We start from the raw sequence: 18,980 nt of genomic DNA, 5'->3' as shown, positions 1-18,980 counted from the left end.
GTATGTCCAATTTTCAACGTGCAAGAAACAGAATCCTATATTCTCAAAATAAATATGAAACTTACACAATGAATGAACATACAGACAGAATAAAACGTATAGGAAATCCTAGAGGAACCTACAAAAAATAAAATAAAAATAGAAAACAAATAAAAGGAGGAACACCAGGACCAGACATCATCCTAATTTTCCTCTTAAAAAAGCACTGAATATTTTAGAGGGGATACTGATTTCACATCAATATCCCCCTTAATAATTTAGAGCGAATTTCGCTAAAGCACTCGATTATTTAGAGCGCCCTTTTTTGGTAGTGGTATCATTTTATTTTTCTATTATTTACTCTTAGAAATAATTTTTACATCTTTATTTTTAGTTAAATGAGCATTAATTGTTTTTCCGTCATCACTTTTCCATGTAAGATTATAATATTTATTTGAATCAGTAGGAGCAGTAATTTCTGTTACTTGTAATCCTGTCATATCAAACGCTTTTTTACAAATACCATCTCCTGTATATTTTGTAGCATCAGCATTAGCAGTACCTGAACCATAAGTAGATGTTGCTTCTTCTAAAGCTTTTGATTTAGCTTCTTCAGTTTGGATTACTACATAGATTGATCTAGCTTCTTGAATGTATCTTTCTTCTTTAGCTTCGTTTACATATCCTAATACTGATGGTACAGCAATTGCAGCTAAGATAGCTAAGATTACTAATACTACGATGATTTCAACTAATGTGAAACCTTTTTTGTTAGATTTTTTTTGTAATTTCTTTAATAATTCTTTCATCATTTCTTTTTTTCTTCTCCCTCTTTGATATGATATTTTAAAGAAATCCTATGACAGTTAAAAACCACCTATTATTTTGGTGGTTGCTATAACTCATAGACATACGAAAATATATCTTGATAGGTTAGGGTAACCGGCGATCATAGCACTTACGTACTTTAGACCCTAGGGCTTTGCGTCACTGTTTTTCAACAGCTTTGCCTTTTTCTTTTCTTTACAAATAGATAATAATATTTTTAAAGGGAATTTGCAACAAATTCCCCTCTAATTCGACCTTTTTTCACATATTTTTATAATTGAACAATCAATTCTATTATTTTTTGATAGTTATCTTTAACTATTTGTAGAAGTTTACCTGCTTCTTCAAGTTCTTCATCATTTAAATTTTCTTTTTCTCTTAAACATTCTGTTAAATTACAACTTGCTTGATATAAATCATCAAATCCCAAATTAACACTTATTCCTTTCAAGGTATGAATAAAACGGAAGGCTTCTTTATAATCAACTTTATTAAAAGCATCAATAAGATTATCAAATGTTTCATCATCTTTAAATTTCAATACAAATTTTCTAATAAATTCTTCATTAAATAATCTTCTTTTAACATCTTCAAAGTTCCCACCAACTTGTTTGTAAAATTCTTCTAACTCCATAAACAACTCTCCTATAATATTTCTATGTCTCCTAATATCCCTAAAACTTCTTCACCATCATAAATAACTTGTACAGTTATTTTAACATCTTTAATTGTATTATTGATTTTAAGTTTTGTATTCATCGAAAACTTATCTTTTTCTTTTTCTAAATCAATAGCTTGTTGTATGAATACATTAAAATCATTATTAATAAATAGTTTTGTAACTTTTTCATTACTTAATGGATCTATAATTTTAGGTTCTATATTTAATAATAATGCATCTTTTTTAGATAATGTAAGTAATGGTGGTACAACTGAATATTCAAATTGAATATTATTAGATAATTCACTGTAAAATTTATATTTTGATTTTTCAAAATATAAATCTTGATAAAGTAAATTAGATAAATTAAGACCTTCATCTTTTAAATGTTCTTGTGTACGTTCTTCAAAATATTCATTATCTTCATAAAATTCATTAATTTTTAAATCATTTTGAATGTATGATTCAATATCCATTAAACATTCTATAAGTAAAGGATTAAAAACACCACATTTGCCTTTTTGAATCATTTTTAAAGCTTCTTCATGACTATAAGCCTCTTTATAAACACGTTTACTTGTTAAAGCATCATATGCATCAACAATTGAAACAACTTGTGCCGCAATAGGAATTTCTTCTCCTTTTAAACCATCTGGATAACCATTTCCATCATATCTTTCATGATGCCATCGACATATTTGATAACCATATTTTACAATTGGTTCATCATTATAAAATGGTAAACTATTTAACATCTTTGCACCGATGATAACATGTGATTTCATGACTTCCATCTCTTCTTTAGTAAGGGATGATGGTTTATTTAAGATTTCTTCTGGAATAGCAATCTTTCCTATATCATGTAAAGAAGAAGCCACTTCAATTGAAATCATATCATCTAAAGTTAAGGAATATTGATTTGTTTTCTTAACTAAAATATTTAATAACAATTTTGTAAGTTTTTTAATGTGTAATACATGTAAACCACTTTCACCATTACGAGATTCAACGATATGACTTAAGATCATAATCATCATATCGTTATTTTTATATTTTTCATAGATTTGTTTATTAATGATGGCTGTAAGTTTTTTTTGTCTTTTATAATGAGAAATAATATTATTTATTTTTTTTAAGACAACAGCAGATGAAAACGGTCTTGTAATATAACCTGATACACCTAATTCATAGGCTTTTTCAATACTTTTATCATCTTTATCGATAGAAATAATCATCACTGGCACTTCTTCTATCAAATGATTTTTGTTCATATACTTTAAAACTTCAAAGCCATCCATTTCAGGCATGACAAGATCTAATAAAACAAGTGCAACACTTTTGCTATCAGATTTTAAATATTCTAAAGCTTCATAGCCATCTTTTGCTTCTATAACTGTATATTGATTTAATATTTCAGAGAGTATCTCTCGATTAGACTTTGCATCATCAACAATCAGTATTTTCCCATTTTTATCCATCCTAATCACCCTCATTACGCCTTATTAATTTCAAATAAATATCTTTTCTAGATAAAATAGTATATCTTCTTTTAAGCTTATTATACCATTTTAATCCCTTTTGATTTTGATACAATAAAACAATAAAATGAATAATGATATTTAGTTCAAATTCTTCTAACTCTATTTCACCATAAAAACTCTTTTCAAACAACCTACAAACTCTTAAAAAATCACCTTGATGAATCAAATCCATCTTTTCTAAAGTCTCATCCACTTCTATAGAATCTAACCCCAATTGATAATCTATACCATAAGATTTCAAATACATTTCCATTAAACTATATAAATATTTTGTCTTATTTTTAGAAGAAGCATGATGATAAATATATTTAACACCTATATTTAAAATCAATCTTAATAATTCTAATAAAATCCATATAATAAAGATAACTACACAAACAATTGTTAATACCCCTAAAGACATCATACCTAAATTTCCAACATGATCAATTAAATCATTAATCATGCCACCATTTTGACCATCATCAACAGATTGAGAATCTTGATGTCCTTTTTCAATATTTGTATCACTTTGTTCTCCTTGAGGAGTTGCGACCATATTCATTAAAGTATACACATCATAATAATAACCAGGTGTAACATCAATTGGTAACCATCCCATACCATCAAAATATACTTCTACCCAAGCATGTCCATCTTTTGAGGTTAAAGTTGCATTTCCCTCATCATCAATTGCATCACTTTTTAAATAATAACCTTCTACATATCTAGCTGGTATATCGTAATATCTAAAAGCTTCAACTGCTACTGTCGAAAATAATACATCATTACCTGCTGTTTTTTGATTTAAGAAATCCTCTAAACTATCTTTATCACTTATTTGATCATTATATTTTAAATAACTTGTCATTGTATCTCTAATATGTTGACAAACAGAATAAATACCTGTGTTTTCAAAATCATCTTGATCAAATAATTGAGAAATTGTTTTTTCTAATCCTTTATCTACCGTTTGATAATTTTCATAAACAAATGATCTATAGATAGATTCAGTATCTAAATATTCTTTTTGTGAAGCATTTGGATTATTTAACCAATCACTTCCAACCATTAATTCACTTGGTGAAGTAGAGGAAGTTTCTTGATAGCTATAGCTTTTACTTCCAAATAAGGCTATTGATTGTAAATTTAAATCTTTTTGAATATTTGATGATGTAACATCACTTTGATTAATTGAATAAGGTGTATATAAGTATTTTTTATTTGCTGCTACGTTATTAATGGTTACATTTTGTTTTTGATCATCATTCTTTGATAGTTTTTGATAAAGGTTATATTGATATGTTGAAGAAAATTTCTTCTTTTTCAACCATTTCAACATACCTTCATGTTCACCATTATAACTTGCTTTTGTCAAATCTTGCCATTGATTATTTTCTAATGTACTTCCTACAAATCCTTTTAAATAAAGGTTTTTTCTTTGTGAAACTGTTATTTCTAATCTCTCTTGATTATTTTCATGAATCCTAGAAGCCTTATTTAAATCACCTTGAGGTAAATTATCTTTACCATAACGAAGATCATCTACTTGTTGTAAAACATCTTCTTTAATTTGTTCAATTGTTAAATTATCTTGGTAACTTGGTATCGCAAGAGAAACAAAGATAATACAAAGAATAATAAACCATTGAATTGTTTTTGTATTAATTACTTTATTTTGATGATACATCCATACCATTAAAGCATTAATACTAAACAACGTTCCTCCTACAAAAGAAAAACAATCGATCCATAATGTAAAAGAAAATAAAACAAAGAAAAGAATAGATAACACAGTATACTTTTCTTTCTTTATAGATTGATAAATATAATACGTCATCCAAATAACAATTACTAAACTCATTGCTTGTATATGTGATGATGTAATAGAAGCAGCCATCATCATATTTCTAGCATCTTCAAATTTTGTATTATAACATTCAATAATATAATTCATTATTCCAAAGAATCCATAATAAAAACTTTGAAATGAATAAATAATTCCAATCATTATTGTCATCATGATTGGTAAAATAATTGTTTTTATTTTTTTATACGATAACAAAGATAAAGCTAGTAATAAAACAATACTCACAATTATTTCTAATAACCAAGAACTTATTACTACATTATGATAAAAACATAGAAAACTGATACCACTCATTAAAGAATAAAAGAAGGTCACAATGAAAGAAATAATTCTATTTTTTTTATTTTTTTCCATATTTGACCTCCTTATATTTCAAAATGATACATATTTTGATCAATTGAATCTAATGGTAATTCATATAACTGATTTTGAAAATGTTTGATTGTTTGTACATTTTGAATATCATTTTTAATCGTAATTGCACTAATACTCAAAAAATCATTTAATCTAGATAACTCTTCATTAAAATCTCCAGCAGTTACATAAATCATCTTTGTAAAATATAAATCTAAATGCTCACTCGCAAACAAATGAAGTGCATCTCCACCTTGACTTGTAATACCTTTAGAAATCCAATTTTCCATACCTTGATAATAATCTTGAAGACTATTCATTTCTAACCAATAAAAACTTCCTTGATCATATAAAGCAACATAATGCCCTATATTTTTCAATAATAACTTTTCAGACATACTCATCGCAAAAGCTAACGATTTAGATAAAACATGTTTATCAATTTCACTCATTTGATCTTTTAAACCAATATCTACAAGTAAAACAGTTTCAAAACTACTATTATGAGAACCTTCCTTTAATAAAACTTGTCCTGTTTTAGCAGAAAGTTTCCAATGAACATGACGAATATCATCTCCAGGATAATATGTCTTTAAATCATAAATTTCAGACATATCAGGACCTTTTTTATATTGGTACTGTAAAACACCATTTTCATAAGGTTTAGAAAGTTCATTATATAATAATTCTATATTTACTTTCCCTGGATAAACCACAAGATGATGTTTTTGAGTTTGTGAAATAGGAACTCTACAAAACCCAAAAACATCATATAAATAAACTTTTTCATATGAAATCATGACATTCCCACAATAAGTCGCAGTATATTCTTGATTCTTTCGGGCTGTTTTTATTCCTAATGGAATAAAAATATTTCTTTTAAGTTCATTTTTTAAAGTCATGTTTTTATAAACAAAAACATAATCTATTCTTCCAGAAACAAGTAGTCTATAACGACTCTTTACTTCTGTTGTAAATGATAGAGACTGACCTACTTTTCCTTGCTTTGGACCTTGGATATCCATTTGAATATATCTTAATTCCAGTTTCAATAAAGTAATTAAAATAAATGGAAAAACAATACCAATGATCCAAATAATTAAGAAGTAGAAATATGTAGAATAAATATAGGCAACAAGTACCAAGAAATTAATTATTCCATACGACAAATATTTATTCTTCATCTTAATCAGCCAAAGGAGGTTTAACTTCTTTTAAAATTTCATTTAAAATATCTCTAGCATCTAAACCTTCTACCCTTGCTTGTGGACGTAATATCATACGATGTGCACATACATCTAAAAAGACATATTGAACATCTTCTGGAATAACATAAATACGATCTTCTAAAACAGCATGTGCTTTAGCCATTTGTACAAGTGCTAATACTCCTCGAGGAGAAACACCTAACTCTACTAAAGGTATTTCTCTTGTTTTTTCACATAATAAGACAATATATTTTAAAACATCATCACTGATACGTACAGAAGATAAATAGTTTTGTACTTCAATCACATTTTCTTTTGAAGCAACTTCTTCAATTCTTTCAATTGGATTATCGTAGCGACGTGATTTAATAATTTCTATTTGTTTTTCTAAATTAGGATAACCAATAGATAAACAAATCATAAATCTGTCCAATTGTGATTCTGGTAAAGGTTGAGTACCAGCAGAACCCATTGGGTTTTGTGTTGCTATCGTAATAAAAGGATGTGGTAAATCATAAGTAACACCATCAACTGTTACATTATGTTCTTCCATTGCTTCTAGTAAAGCAGCTTGTGTTTTAGGCGATGTACGGTTAATTTCATCAGCTAAAAGTAAGTTACTAAATACAGCCCCTGATCTAAATTCAAATTTTTGTGTTTCGTTATTTAACATTGTAAAACCAACAATATCTGATGGTAATGTATCTGTTGTAAACTGAATTCTTTTATAATCTAAACCTAAAGCTTTAGAAAAAGCTAACGCTAATGTTGTTTTACCTGTTCCAGGCGCATCGTTTAACAAAATATGTCCTCCTGCATAAATTGTCATTAAAACCTTTTTAATTATTTCATCTTTACCAATAAAGACTTTTGAGACTTCATCAATAATATGTTGTGATTGTTCAATTATCATTTTCATCTACCTCATTTTCTAAAGCTTCTTGTTTATTTTCATCTTGTTGATCATTTTGATTTTCATCATTGACTTCTTGTTGGTTATCTTCTGGTGCTTTTTCAACATCAGGAACAACTTCCTGATTGTCACCAGGTTGAGTACCTGTTTCTGGTAAAGTATATCCTAATAAACCAGCAATTTTCTTTACTGATTGATTAAGCTTTTCTTCGTTAACACTTGGATCATTATCTTCACAAGCTATGAAACGGTACTTCCAAGCATCTATGTATTTTTGTTCTAAACCTTTAGCTGCACCACTTAAAGTAATATGGAAATCTTCACTAGCCATGTCACCAAAAGTATATTCAGTAAATTTATTATAGAATAATTCAATTGGTGTTGCATTTTGGAAAACAATTTCACTTAAACTTTCATCCCCACCAAAAGTATTTGTCCATAAACATGCAGGATAATCTGTATCATTTCCATAAGTTTTTGGAAAAATAACTTTTGAAATATTTGATCCATAAAATGCAACTTGCCCAATTGGTCCTAAACCATCAGGTAAAACAAGTTCACCCGTTAAATTCGTTCCATAGAAGGCATAATCATCAATCCAATACATATCATCTGTCATATTAAATTGAATGGAAGTAATTGGCACATCTTCAAAAGCACTTGTACAAATTTCAAATGTACCTTCTTTAGTAGCCACATCCCCTTGAACATCTGTTGTGGCATTGATTAAATAAAATTCATCTTCTACTGTAACAGTGTTTCCATTTTGATCTGTTCCTCGAGCATATCCATAAAGAATTTCTCCACCATAAGATTCATCTATAAAATAAGCACCACTATATGTATTACCACCATTATAACCTTCTCCATCAAACGGGATATACATTTGTCTTGTTACTGAAGGCAAATAATCATTTTCAAAAATAGCTTTTTTAGCATTAAATGCCATATAACGTAAATCAAATAACCAACTATCTGTAATTTCTAAAGCATTTTCTTGAATAGTGATGCTATCTGTATTTTCAGAGAAAATACTTTCTAACGCCTCACAGCCATAAAAAGCATAGCTATCAATTTGATTAATATGTTTAGATAACTTGACATGTTTTAAATTTTTACATTCAGAAAAAGCATGTTGTCCTATTTCTGTAATTGTAACCCCTGGAATACTATTTTCGTCAAATTGTATTAAATTAGTAGGTGCATTTAATAAAATCGTCGCATGTGATCTATCACGATAATACATTTCTAGATATTCAAAACCATTCTTTGTTTGAAAACTTGAATCTGTTTCACTAAGTAGTGCAAATGAAGCTTGATCTATTTCATTCTTCCATTTATCATCATATAATTCATAATAATTTATTGACACATTAATTGCTTTTAATGAATCCGCTTGGCTAAATGTATCACTATTTGTACCTGGAATATCTTTCGTTAAAAAATTAACTTCTTCAACATGGCTATCTTTAAAAATTTGATGTCCTAATTCAACATCACCATGAGTAAAGATAATACATATAATTTTATCATTACCACTAAAAGCATAATCATCTATTTTTTCTACTGTTTCAGGAATAACAATTGTTCCTGCGGCACTATCCATTGTACTCACTAATTCTCTTTCATCATTTAAGAAAACCAAATTATTATTCACCGTATAATCATACGATTCTCCATTTTCATTAATTAAATTTGTTACAAATCTTCTATAACTTTTCTTAAAATAATCCAAATAATATTCATCAGGGACATGAATAATTGTATCTGTTTGAATATTCTTAAATGAACTTTGATCAACCATACATGGACCATCAAAATAAACATCTGATACAAACCAGGAAACAATACCTTTAATTGCTGTAACTCCTTTAGGAATATAAATTGCATCCGCTATCGGTGTTTGATAAACAATTGTTTGATCTTTATTCATTAACAAGCCATCTTCATTAGAACTATATTTTGTATTATTTTCATCAACAATATACTTACCATAAAGTTGTAAACCACTCCATCCAAAATGGGCACTTTCAATAGAAGCAGGTATATAAAAATCGCCATAGAAATTTTGCCAACCTGCATAATTCATTTCTATACTGTTTACTTCTTCAGGTACATGAATATCCGCAAATTCATCACCACTATAACCTGTAAATGCATAATTATAAATTGTATATAAATCTTCCGCAAATACATATTCACTTTGTAATTGAACTTCATACCCTTCAGGTAAATCCTTCATTTCTAACGGAATAAGTGAAATTCTTCCTTTTTTATGAGCTATATATGCTGTTTGTGAATCAATATCGCTACCATCTTCATTTTTCCAACCCATAAATATTTGTGTTTGTGTTTGATAAGTTGGTACGATCAAATTATAGTATTTTCGTAAATCTTCTGTTTCCTCTTTTTTTAAGTAGAAATAACCTGTTTCTTGTTGATTGTAATCTTGTAATGAAATACGTGTTTGATATTCGACCTTAAATGTCACTTCATATTCTTGCCAAGGACTTGAAGCATTCATTCTAAAATAAAACTTTACTGTAAAATCTTCCGTTGCATATTGAGGATAAGATCCTATTTTAAAATTATCATTGTAATCTTCTATTCGATAAAGTTTAGGCAACTTACCTTCTTCATTTTCAGCAATTATTACTACCATATTACATAATAATTTCCAAGGAGTAATGACACAACCTTCATATAATTGATCAACACTTTCTTTAGATAAAAATTCTGTACTTAAAAATTGAATTGTATAACTAGCACCTTCTTTTTGAAGAATACCATCATTTGTAAATGTTGATGCATCTCCATAAATTAAATCATTAGACATATCTGGTAATCTAGCTATCGGATCAGGATCAACTATTGGTGTTTTATTATCATGATTGGTATTTTTATCTACTACTTCATTTGAAATACCTGTTCCTGTATTATTTATTGGTATCTCTTGTCCAGGAATAACAACTGTAACATTACCGTCACCTGTTCCATTTGGATTAACACCTATAGTATTATTTCCATTAACACCTAATCCTATTTGTCCATATATCTTTGTTGGATCTACTCTTCCTTGATTTTTAAAGAGATAGGGTGAATTGTTTAAATTTGTTTGTGATATTTTATCTAATGATTGTTGATTTTCTTTTAAATACTGACTTTCATCTGGTTCTTGATGAGTATGAGTTTGTTGGTCTTGATTTGAAAAAATGACTTGATTATTTTTGAGTTCTAATGCTTTTGATCGCGGTGAAAAGATAGAACTGTTTTGAGAAAGTTGATAAGCAGAAATCGCACATGAAAATGATACTACTGTGACTACTGCTACTTTTCCTAAATAAGGAATTGATAATTTATATGTTTTTTTCATCTATGTCTCTCCTTGAAAAGAATTGACCCAATTCTTTTTCCATTTCATCAAAATCAATCGGTTTAGAAAAATGTCCATTCATTCCCGTTTTCTTTGAATATCTTTTATTTTCAACATAAGCATCCGCTGACAAAGCAAAGATAGGAATTGATTGACTATCTTCTCTATTTAAACTTCTAATTGCTTGTGTTGCTTCATAACCATTCATTTCAGGCATTTGAATATCCATTAAAATCAAATCATAATAATGTTCAGCATGCTTTTTAAAAGTCTCTACTGCAACTTGTCCATTTTCTACACGTTCAACAAAAGCCCCTTTAGCATTTAAAACACTTAAACAAATTTCAGCATTAATATCATTATCTTCCGCAAGTAAAATACGTTTTTGATCAAAACTAAATTCTTCTACAACAACTTCTTTTTCATCTTCATATTGTTGATTAGTAGAAATTGGTAAATTTAAAAAGACAGTAAAATCACTCCCCTTTCCTTCTAAACTATCAACAACAATTTCACCACCCATCAACTTAACAAGTTGATCTGTAATAGCCATGCCTAATCCACTACCACCATATTTTTTAGAAATCTCTACACCTTCTTGTTCAAAAGGTCTAAAAATATGACTTAAGAATTCTCTAGACATTCCTTTACCAGTATCATGTACACGCATCATAATATTAGCCACTTGATCTTCTTTATACATTTGTCTAAATGTCACTTTAATTTCACCTTTTTCAGTAAACTTACTAGCATTAGACAATAAATTAACAAGAATTTGCATAATACGTAATTCATCACCAACAAAATATTTAACATCAAAATCAAAATATTCTATTTTAAACATTACATCTTTTTTCTCAATTGTTTCTTTGAAAATATTATTTAATTGAGGTTCTAAATGATAAATATTAAATGGTTTATTTTCTAATTCTAATTTTCCAGCTTCCATTCTAGACATATCTAATACTTCATTAATTAAGGAAAGAAGGTATTGAGAAATATCTTGAGCTTGTTGTAAATAATAATCTTCTTGTTTAGTATCTTGTGTATTTCTAGCTAATGTCAACATTCCAATAATACCATTCATTGGTGTTCTTATCTCATGAGACATTCTTGATAAAAAAGATGCTTTATATTCACTTTCATTTTTTGTAGTTTCTATTTGTTTTAAATAATCTTTTTCTTTTAAAACATCTTCACTATGATCATAGAAAGCAAATAAATGATATTTACCATTTTCTATCGCACTTACTGTAAGTACAAACCATTGATCTACATCTTTCATTTTAAAAGAGTATTTAAAAGAATTTTCTTGATTCCATGATTGATATTGTTTCATAAAATCACGATAAACTCTTTCCTCCACCATTTCTTTTAAAACCATAAAATCTACAACTATACGTTCTTTAGCTATATGAAATACTTCTTGAAAACGTGAAGAAATAAATAAAACTTTAAAATCTTTAGTTCTAACTAAAACATAAAGTTGACTTTGATCTTCATCAAATATTTGATTAGTTAAATCATTTTTATTAAAATGAGAGTTTTTATATTTTTTATAAAAGAATGAAATCATATTTAATACAATAATGATACAAATAATCACTAAAATACCTAATAAAATTGTTTGACTATTCTCTCCTGCAGCCATAATAATCTTTTTCATACAAAACCCTCCCATTTGTCTAATTACCCATTTTTTATTATAGAACCAAACTAACATTTATGCAAATTTTCATTTTCTGTTCATAAATTATAGTTATAATAAATAAGAGGTGATTTTATGAATGTAAATCAAAAAGAGATTAAAAAATATATGTATTTAATAAGTTTTGCTGGTGTTGTACTAGCAATTATTTTAAATTTATCACAAGTATTTCATTTTATTCAAACTATATGGAAACTTATTGTTCCTTTTTTTGTAGGATTTTGTATTGCTTTTGTATTAAATATTATTACTAAACAATTAGAAAATACACTTTTAAAGAATAGTAAGAATAAAAGAATGTTTTCTTTTATTATTACATTAATACTATTATTTGCTTTTATTATTCTTATTTGTTTTATTGTTGGTCCTGAACTTGTTCATTCTATTAAAGAAATTATTAGATTAGCACCTAATGCTTATGATCAATTTATCCAAACATTAAAAGATAATAGAAATATAATGAATGGTAGTTTTAAAAATATGATTGATTCTATTATTTCTTTAGATATAGATTTATCTTCTTTATATAAAACTATTGTAAATAATTGGCAAACACTTTTTCATTCAGGATTTTCTATTTTATCTAATACATTAAGTAGTTTATATACCTTTTTTATTGGTCTTGTTTTTTCAATCTACCTTCTTTTTTCAAAAGAAACATTATCTAAACAAATAAAAACAACATCCCAAGTATTAATTGGTCAAGAAAAAACACAAAAAATATGTAATATCATACAATTATCTAGTCATACTTTTTCTAATTTTATTACTTGTCAATGTTTAGAAGCTTGTATACTTGGTAGTATGTTTGTTATTTCAATGTCAATTTTACAAATGCCTTATGCCTTGTTAATGGGAGTTGTCATTGCTGTTACTGCATTAATTCCTGTTTTTGGTGCTTTTATTGGTTGTTTTGTAGGAATTATTATGATTGGTATAGTTAATCCTCTGCAAGCTTTAGAATTTATTGTTTTATTTCTTGTTTTACAACAAATAGAAGGAAATTTAATTTATCCTCATGTAGTTGGTAATTCAGTTGGTCTTCCTTCTATATGGGTATTTGTCGCTGTTATTATTGGTGGTAATCTTATGGGTATATTAGGAATGTTCTTATTTATTCCACTTACATCTATTCTTTATACTTTATTTAAAGAATATATTAAAGCAAAAGGAGATAATCGTTCTTGATTATCTCCTTATTTTATATCTTCTACAATTTTATTAACAATATCATCTAATGTCCCATCGTTATCAACATGATAATGACAACTATCTAAATAAAGATCATGTCTTTCATCATAGAGTTGATAAAGTTTTTGAGGGCCATCTTTTAATAAAGGTCGATGTGCTGTTTCAACATCACTTACTATATTATCTAAAGGTCGATCAATATAGAAAACAGTACCCGCTTGTTTTAAAATATCACGATTTTCTTTTCTTTTAACAACGCCACCACCAGTAGAGATAATATAACCATCAAGTTGAGCCATATCTAAACAAGCTTCACTTTCACGATCTCTAAAATAATCTTCAGAAATATCAAACATTTCTGGAATAGTCAATTGATATTTCTTTTCAAGATATTCATCCATATCGATTACTGGCATATTCAGTTTTTCTGATAATAATTTGGAGATGGTTGTTTTACCACACCCCATGATTCCCACTAATATAATATTTTTCATTCTTACGCCCTTTTATAATTTCCCAATACTTTTAATGTTGTACTATTAGCTTTCATTTTATTGATTGCTCTTTGTATTCTTTCTTCATGCATATTTCCTTCAAAATCAATATAGAAGTAATATTGCCAAAATTGTGTTTCAATTGGTCTTGATTCAATACGATCCATATTAATTTGACTTTGTTTAATTGTTTGTAACATGTTATCTAAAGCTCCAACTTGATGTGGTAATGTAAAGATAACAGAAACTTTATCACTTTCTTTTGGACAAATAAGTTCTTTTGAAATCACCATAAAACGTGTTCTATTGTTTTTCTTATTTTGTACATTTTCTTTTAACATTTCTAAACCATAAAGTTTACATGCAAGTGGTGATGCAATGGCTGCTTTAGTTGGATCTTTTGAATCCATTACATATTTAGCAGCCATGGCTGTATCTTGAAATGGTCTTTGTTCAATATAACGATGTTGATATAAGAACTCACTAGATTGTGCTAATCCTTGAGGATGTGAGTAAACTTGTCTGATATCTTCAATCTTTGTCCCTGGAAGTGCCATTAAACATTGACTGACATTAACTGCAGTTTCTCCTACAATATAAAAACCATATTTTCTAATTAAATCATAGTTATCATTAATAGATCCTGTTAAGCTATTTTCAATAGGTAAAACCCCATAATCAATTTCACCATTTTCTAATGCTACATAAACATCTTCAAAGTCTTTATAACCAATATTTCTTGTCCCTTCACCAAAGAAGTTTTCTACAGCACTTTGAGAAAATGCTCCAGCAATTCCTTGATATCCAACAAGGGGATCTTTTTTAAATTCAGTTTTAATATTTTTATCTAATTCAAGAGGTAATAAATCTGATTGATAAGATTTAGAAACAGTCATCATTTCTTGAATAAAACATCTTGCATATTCTTTAAGATTTTCATTTTCTAAACGATTTAAATTCTTTTCAATAACTTCTCTTTCTCTTTCAGGTTGAAAGATTTCTAAATGATTCGCTATTTTATATTCAACAACACTTTTTGAAAGAGACATTCTTTTTTCAAAAAGTTCCATTAATTGTTGATCAATTGCATCTATTTCAATTCGACATTGTTTTAAATCTTTCATACTTATTCCCCCATCATATCAAGTATTCCTAAAGCCATCATTGCTTCTACAACAACAACTGCTCTTTGTACAATACAAGGATCATGTCTTCCTTTTATTTTTAATTCTACATTTTCTTTTGTTTCAATATTAATCGTCTTTTGTTTTTTAGCAATCGAAGGTGTAGGTTTAAAAGTCACTGTACAACTCACAGGCATTCCATTGGTAATTCCCCCTGTAATACCCCCATTATGATTAGATGATGTTTTTACATCCCCATTTTCATCATAATAATAACAATCATTTGCTTCACTACCAAGCATTTGATCAATCATTTCACCATCTCCAAAAGAAACACTTTTAACAGCTGGAATAGAAAACATTAAAGATGATAAATGACTTTCTAGTGAATCAAAGAATGGTTCTCCAATACCTGCAGGTACATGAAGTGCTACACATTCCACTTTTCCACCTACACTATCTAAATTTTCTCTTGCTTTTAAAATAGTTGCTTCCATTTTTTCAAAAACATCTTCTTTAATTGTTGGATATTGTTTTTGACTTAAACTTGAAAGTAATGTTTCATCTACATTATATGGAAATCTTTCATCTTTTACATTTCCAATCGATAAAATATGCGCTCCTACAACAATACCTTTTTGTTTTAATATTTGTTTAGCAATATTTCCCGCAAAAACGATTGGGGCTGTAATTCTTCCCGAAAAATGACCACCACCACGGACATCATTAAATCCTTTATATTTAATATAAGCTGGATAATCACTATGTCCTGGTCGCATATTTGTTTTAAGTAAAGAATAATCTTTAGAATGTTGATCACTATTATAGATGACTCCTGTAAGAGGTGCTCCTGTGGTAATACCATCTTGTAACCCTGATAAAATTTCTACTTGATCTGCTTCTTTTCTAGCTGTCGACATTTTATTTTGTCCTGGTGCTCTTCTTTTCATATCACGCGAAACTTCACCTAAATCAATTTGAATACCGCTAGGAAGATTGCCAATGGTAATACCAATAGCTTTTCCATGGGATTCACCAAAAATTGTCAGTTCTATATTATTTTTATAAGTTGCCCCCATCGATTTTTCCTCCTAACATCTCGAAATCTTCCCAAAAACTTGGATAAGATTTTTTAACACATTCTTTATTATCAATAATGACTGGTTCCTTACACACTGTTGAAGCAATCGCTAGCATCATCGCCATACGATGATCATCATGACTTGATACATTTCCACCAGTTAAAGTTTCTACGCCATCTAATTCCATAGAAGATTCATGTTCAACTGCATGTGCTTTTAGTTTATTCAATTCTTCAACTGTTGCTTGAAGACGATCACATTCTTTAATACGTAAACGTCCGGCATTGATGACTTCACTATGTCCACTTGCCACTGCTAAGGCAAGAGAGACAACTGGAATAACATCAGGGCATTGACTCGCATCCACAATTGTTGCTTTTAAACCATGACTCACCACTTTAATTCCTTCATCATTTTCCACGATTTCACAATTCATTTGTTTTAAAAAATCAATTGTTGCTTTATCACCTTGTAAAGAATCTAAATTTAAATCTAATAATGTAACATCATTTCCTAAAGCACCCGCTACTAAATAGAAAGCAGCTTGAGAAAAATCAGATTCCACACGATAATCTCTTGCCTTATATTCTTGTCTACCTCTTACAATAAATTGTTTATATTCATGATTCACAATTTCAATACCATAAAGTTTTAATACTTGTAATGTTAAATCAATATATCCTTTACTTTCAAGTGGTGTCGTAATTTCAATGATTGAATCAAATGATAATAAAGGTAAAGCAAATAATAAACCGGTAATAAATTGTGATGAAATATTACCTGGAATACGATAAAGATCCGGTTTTAATTCTCCAACAACATTTAAATCTAAAACATTTTCACGATATAAATAACCAATATTTTGTCTTTCAAAGATTTCATAATAGGTATCTAATGGTCTTTTCCCTAATTGTCCTCTTCCTATAAAACGTACTTTATTTTCTTTAGCAAGAGAAATAGGAACCATGAAGCGAAGCGTTGATCCTGATTCTTCACAATCAATTTGGACTCCTGGCATCGTATTATTTTTAGTAAATGTGTAATTACCATTAATAATAAGATAATCTTCATGTTGTTCAATAATTGTTCCAAGTGCTTCCATCGCACCAATTGTTGCTTTAATATCTTGAGAATATTCTATATGATCAATTCTTGAAATACCTTTAGCAAGACTAGCTGAAATAATCGCACGATGTGCTAATGATTTTGAAGGTGGAACAGATACTTTTCCTTTTAGTTTTGTAGGAATTAACTTAATTTGACTCATTTTATACCCTTTCTTTTTTTAATAAAAATTCTTGATTTGTTTGATAAACATAACTATCTCCTATTTCTTTTAATAAAACAACAGATAACGAATTATTAATATTCTTTTTATCTAAAGAAATAGCTTGAATAAGATTTTTTGTTTCAACTTGACATTCATATGGTAGATTGTATTTTTGTAAGATTTCTTTAATTTGCATGGAAGATTCTGTTTTTGTCAAATCTAAACTTTCAGCAAGTTTTGTAATTTGATACATTCCAATACCTACGGCTTCCCCATGAGAATATTTTTCATAGTGATAATATTGTTCAATGGCATGCGCATAGGTATGACCAAAATTAAGTAATAAACGATCACCAAAATCAAATTGATCTTTTTCAACAACTTCTCTTTTAATGTTGACACAATTATATATGATTTCATCAATAAATTCATAGAGTTCTTCAAAATTTTGATAAGAATTTAATTGATCAAATAATTTTTTATCTTTAATACATCCATATTTAATGACTTCTCCCATGCCATCACTGATAAAATGTGGGTCTAATGTCTTTAATGTACATGGATCAATCAAAACCATGGATGGATGATAGAAAGCTCCTACCAGGTTTTTCCCTTCAGGTAAATCAACCGCTACCTTTCCACCAACAGAACTATCCACTTGTGCAAGTAAAGAAGTAGGAATTTGGACAAGTTTTACCCCTCTTAAATAACTACTTGCGACAAATCCTGCCATATCACCAATCACACCACCACCTAAAGCAATGATTAAATCCGTTCTTGTAAGTTTAAAATCTAAACATGCTTTATAAAGTGTTGGTAACATATCAAAACGTTTTGATTTTTCTCCATGAGGAACAACGACATGATTGACTTTAAAATCTTTTTCAAGATTTAAAGTCAAATCATCGCCATATAAAGGATAAACTTGATCATCGGAAATGATCATAATTTTCTTTCCTTTAAAGATTTCTTTTATTTTTTTATTTGCATGTTTTAAAATATTTTTTTCTATATAAATAGGATAACTATGTTCCTTTAAATTAACGATCATTTCCATTTCAGTCACCTTAAATTTCTTTACCAACAGCATCAGCAATTGGTTTTAATTCTTTCATCAATTGTTCAAATTTGGCTGGTTTTAATGATTGTGGTCCATCACATAATGCTTTTTCTGGATTATTATGCACTTCGATCATTAATCCATCACATCCTGCTGCGACTGCTGCTTTTGCCATTGGATTTACTAACCACCATTTTCCTCCGGCATGACTTGGATCGATAATGATTGGTAAGTGTGTCAATTCTTTGATTACTGGGACTGCTTGTAAGTCTAATGTATTTCTTGTGTATGATTCAAATGTTCTCACTCCTCTTTCACATAGGATGACATTTGGATTCCCACTTG

The 18,980-nt window shown here is 28.4% G+C and carries 15 protein-coding genes and 1 riboswitch; of the genes, 1 reads left to right on the top strand and 14 read right to left on the bottom strand.

Annotation, left to right across the window (positions count from 1 at the left end; all coding sequences use genetic code 11):
- Positions 1-332 precede the first annotated feature (332 nt).
- The 8 genes from C7U54_RS14060 to C7U54_RS14025 form a co-directional block, all read right to left on the bottom strand.
- The gene (locus C7U54_RS14060; RefSeq protein WP_318025951.1) at positions 333-791 is read right to left on the bottom strand and encodes a type II secretion system protein; all 459 of its coding nucleotides are present in this window, start codon (positions 789-791) and stop codon (positions 333-335) included.
- Between the two features lie 122 nt (positions 792-913).
- A riboswitch (cyclic di-GMP riboswitch) is annotated at positions 914-1,000 on the bottom strand.
- Positions 1,001-1,078: 78 nt separating this feature from the next.
- Positions 1,079-1,441 (bottom strand): Hpt domain-containing protein, encoded by a 363-nt coding sequence (locus tag C7U54_RS14055; RefSeq protein ID WP_022000763.1) that lies wholly within the window; start codon positions 1,439-1,441, stop codon positions 1,079-1,081.
- 11 nt (positions 1,442-1,452) lie between these two features.
- Positions 1,453-2,946, bottom strand: a complete 1,494-nt coding sequence (locus C7U54_RS14050) for a response regulator (protein WP_162297523.1) — start codon at positions 2,944-2,946, stop codon at positions 1,453-1,455.
- 1 nt (position 2,947) lies between these two features.
- Positions 2,948-5,212 (bottom strand): transglutaminase-like domain-containing protein, encoded by a 2,265-nt coding sequence (locus C7U54_RS15020; protein ID WP_206603628.1) that lies wholly within the window; start codon positions 5,210-5,212, stop codon positions 2,948-2,950.
- A gap of 11 nt (positions 5,213-5,223) precedes the next feature.
- Positions 5,224-6,396 (bottom strand): DUF58 domain-containing protein, encoded by a 1,173-nt coding sequence (locus tag C7U54_RS14040; protein ID WP_107030676.1) that lies wholly within the window; start codon positions 6,394-6,396, stop codon positions 5,224-5,226.
- Between the two features lies 1 nt (position 6,397).
- The gene (locus tag C7U54_RS14035) at positions 6,398-7,333 is read right to left on the bottom strand and encodes an AAA family ATPase (RefSeq protein ID WP_107030678.1); all 936 of its coding nucleotides are present in this window, start codon (positions 7,331-7,333) and stop codon (positions 6,398-6,400) included.
- Positions 7,323-10,706, bottom strand: coding sequence for a leucine-rich repeat protein (locus tag C7U54_RS14030; protein ID WP_107030675.1), 3,384 nt, complete (start codon positions 10,704-10,706; stop codon positions 7,323-7,325). Before C7U54_RS14030 ends, C7U54_RS14035 begins: the two co-directional genes overlap by 11 nt.
- Positions 10,690-12,372, bottom strand: a complete 1,683-nt coding sequence (locus tag C7U54_RS14025) for an ATP-binding protein (protein WP_158562291.1) — start codon at positions 12,370-12,372, stop codon at positions 10,690-10,692. Before C7U54_RS14025 ends, C7U54_RS14030 begins: the two co-directional genes overlap by 17 nt.
- Positions 12,373-12,489: 117 nt before the next feature.
- On the opposite strand from C7U54_RS14025, the gene C7U54_RS14020 reads away from it, so the two are divergent.
- Positions 12,490-13,602, top strand: a complete 1,113-nt coding sequence (locus C7U54_RS14020; RefSeq protein WP_107030673.1) for an AI-2E family transporter — start codon at positions 12,490-12,492, stop codon at positions 13,600-13,602.
- 8 nt (positions 13,603-13,610) lie between these two features.
- Here the strand turns inward: C7U54_RS14020 and C7U54_RS14015 are convergent, their stop codons facing one another.
- From C7U54_RS14015 to C7U54_RS13990, 6 genes are all read right to left on the bottom strand, one after another.
- Positions 13,611-14,099, bottom strand: a complete 489-nt coding sequence (locus C7U54_RS14015) for a shikimate kinase (RefSeq protein WP_107030672.1) — start codon at positions 14,097-14,099, stop codon at positions 13,611-13,613.
- A 2-nt stretch (positions 14,100-14,101) separates the two neighbouring features.
- Complete coding sequence (gene pheA / locus C7U54_RS14010; protein WP_107030671.1) at positions 14,102-15,223, bottom strand: prephenate dehydratase; 1,122 nt, start codon at positions 15,221-15,223, stop codon at positions 14,102-14,104.
- Between the two features lie 2 nt (positions 15,224-15,225).
- Positions 15,226-16,302 (bottom strand): chorismate synthase, encoded by a 1,077-nt coding sequence (gene aroC, locus C7U54_RS14005; RefSeq protein ID WP_107030670.1) that lies wholly within the window; start codon positions 16,300-16,302, stop codon positions 15,226-15,228.
- Positions 16,286-17,572 carry a 3-phosphoshikimate 1-carboxyvinyltransferase gene (gene aroA, locus C7U54_RS14000; protein WP_107030669.1) on the bottom strand — a complete coding sequence of 429 codons (1,287 nt, stop codon included), beginning with the start codon at positions 17,570-17,572 and terminating at the stop codon, positions 16,286-16,288. The genes aroC and aroA overlap by 17 nt, the downstream gene beginning before the upstream one ends.
- 1 nt (position 17,573) lies before the next feature.
- Positions 17,574-18,632 (bottom strand): 3-dehydroquinate synthase, encoded by a 1,059-nt coding sequence (aroB, locus tag C7U54_RS13995; RefSeq protein ID WP_107030668.1) that lies wholly within the window; start codon positions 18,630-18,632, stop codon positions 17,574-17,576.
- Positions 18,633-18,642: 10 nt separating this feature from the next.
- The coding region (locus C7U54_RS13990) for a hypothetical protein (protein WP_107030589.1) at positions 18,643-18,980 on the bottom strand (338 nt) is incomplete at its 5' end.

Source organism: Faecalibacillus intestinalis (genome assembly GCF_003024685.1).
Classification (GTDB): domain Bacteria; phylum Bacillota_I; class Bacilli_A; order Erysipelotrichales; family Coprobacillaceae; genus Faecalibacillus; species Faecalibacillus intestinalis.
The sequence above is the reverse complement of the archived record's forward strand: the minus strand, read 5'-3'. Positions and strand labels throughout refer to the sequence as shown.

Bases quoted from the DNA above. Each gene is read 5' to 3' on its own strand.
- C7U54_RS14060 (WP_318025951.1), bottom strand. From the start codon at position 791: ATGATGAAAGAATTATTAAAGAAATTACAAAAAAAATCTAACAAAAAA.
- C7U54_RS14055 (WP_022000763.1), bottom strand. From the start codon at position 1,441: ATGGAGTTAGAAGAATTTTACAAACAAGTTGGTGGGAACTTTGAAGAT.
- C7U54_RS14050 (WP_162297523.1), bottom strand. From the start codon at position 2,946: ATGGATAAAAATGGGAAAATACTGATTGTTGATGATGCAAAGTCTAAT.
- C7U54_RS15020 (WP_206603628.1), bottom strand. From the start codon at position 5,212: ATGGAAAAAAATAAAAAAAATAGAATTATTTCTTTCATTGTGACCTTC.
- C7U54_RS14040 (WP_107030676.1), bottom strand. From the start codon at position 6,396: ATGAAGAATAAATATTTGTCGTATGGAATAATTAATTTCTTGGTACTT.
- C7U54_RS14035 (WP_107030678.1), bottom strand. From the start codon at position 7,333: ATGATAATTGAACAATCACAACATATTATTGATGAAGTCTCAAAAGTC.
- C7U54_RS14030 (WP_107030675.1), bottom strand. From the start codon at position 10,706: ATGAAAAAAACATATAAATTATCAATTCCTTATTTAGGAAAAGTAGCA.
- C7U54_RS14025 (WP_158562291.1), bottom strand. From the start codon at position 12,372: ATGAAAAAGATTATTATGGCTGCAGGAGAGAATAGTCAAACAATTTTA.
- C7U54_RS14020 (WP_107030673.1), top strand. From the start codon at position 12,490: ATGAATGTAAATCAAAAAGAGATTAAAAAATATATGTATTTAATAAGT.
- C7U54_RS14015 (WP_107030672.1), bottom strand. From the start codon at position 14,099: ATGAAAAATATTATATTAGTGGGAATCATGGGGTGTGGTAAAACAACC.
- pheA (WP_107030671.1), bottom strand. From the start codon at position 15,223: ATGAAAGATTTAAAACAATGTCGAATTGAAATAGATGCAATTGATCAA.
- aroC (WP_107030670.1), bottom strand. From the start codon at position 16,302: ATGGGGGCAACTTATAAAAATAATATAGAACTGACAATTTTTGGTGAA.
- aroA (WP_107030669.1), bottom strand. From the start codon at position 17,572: ATGAGTCAAATTAAGTTAATTCCTACAAAACTAAAAGGAAAAGTATCT.
- aroB (WP_107030668.1), bottom strand. From the start codon at position 18,632: ATGGAAATGATCGTTAATTTAAAGGAACATAGTTATCCTATTTATATA.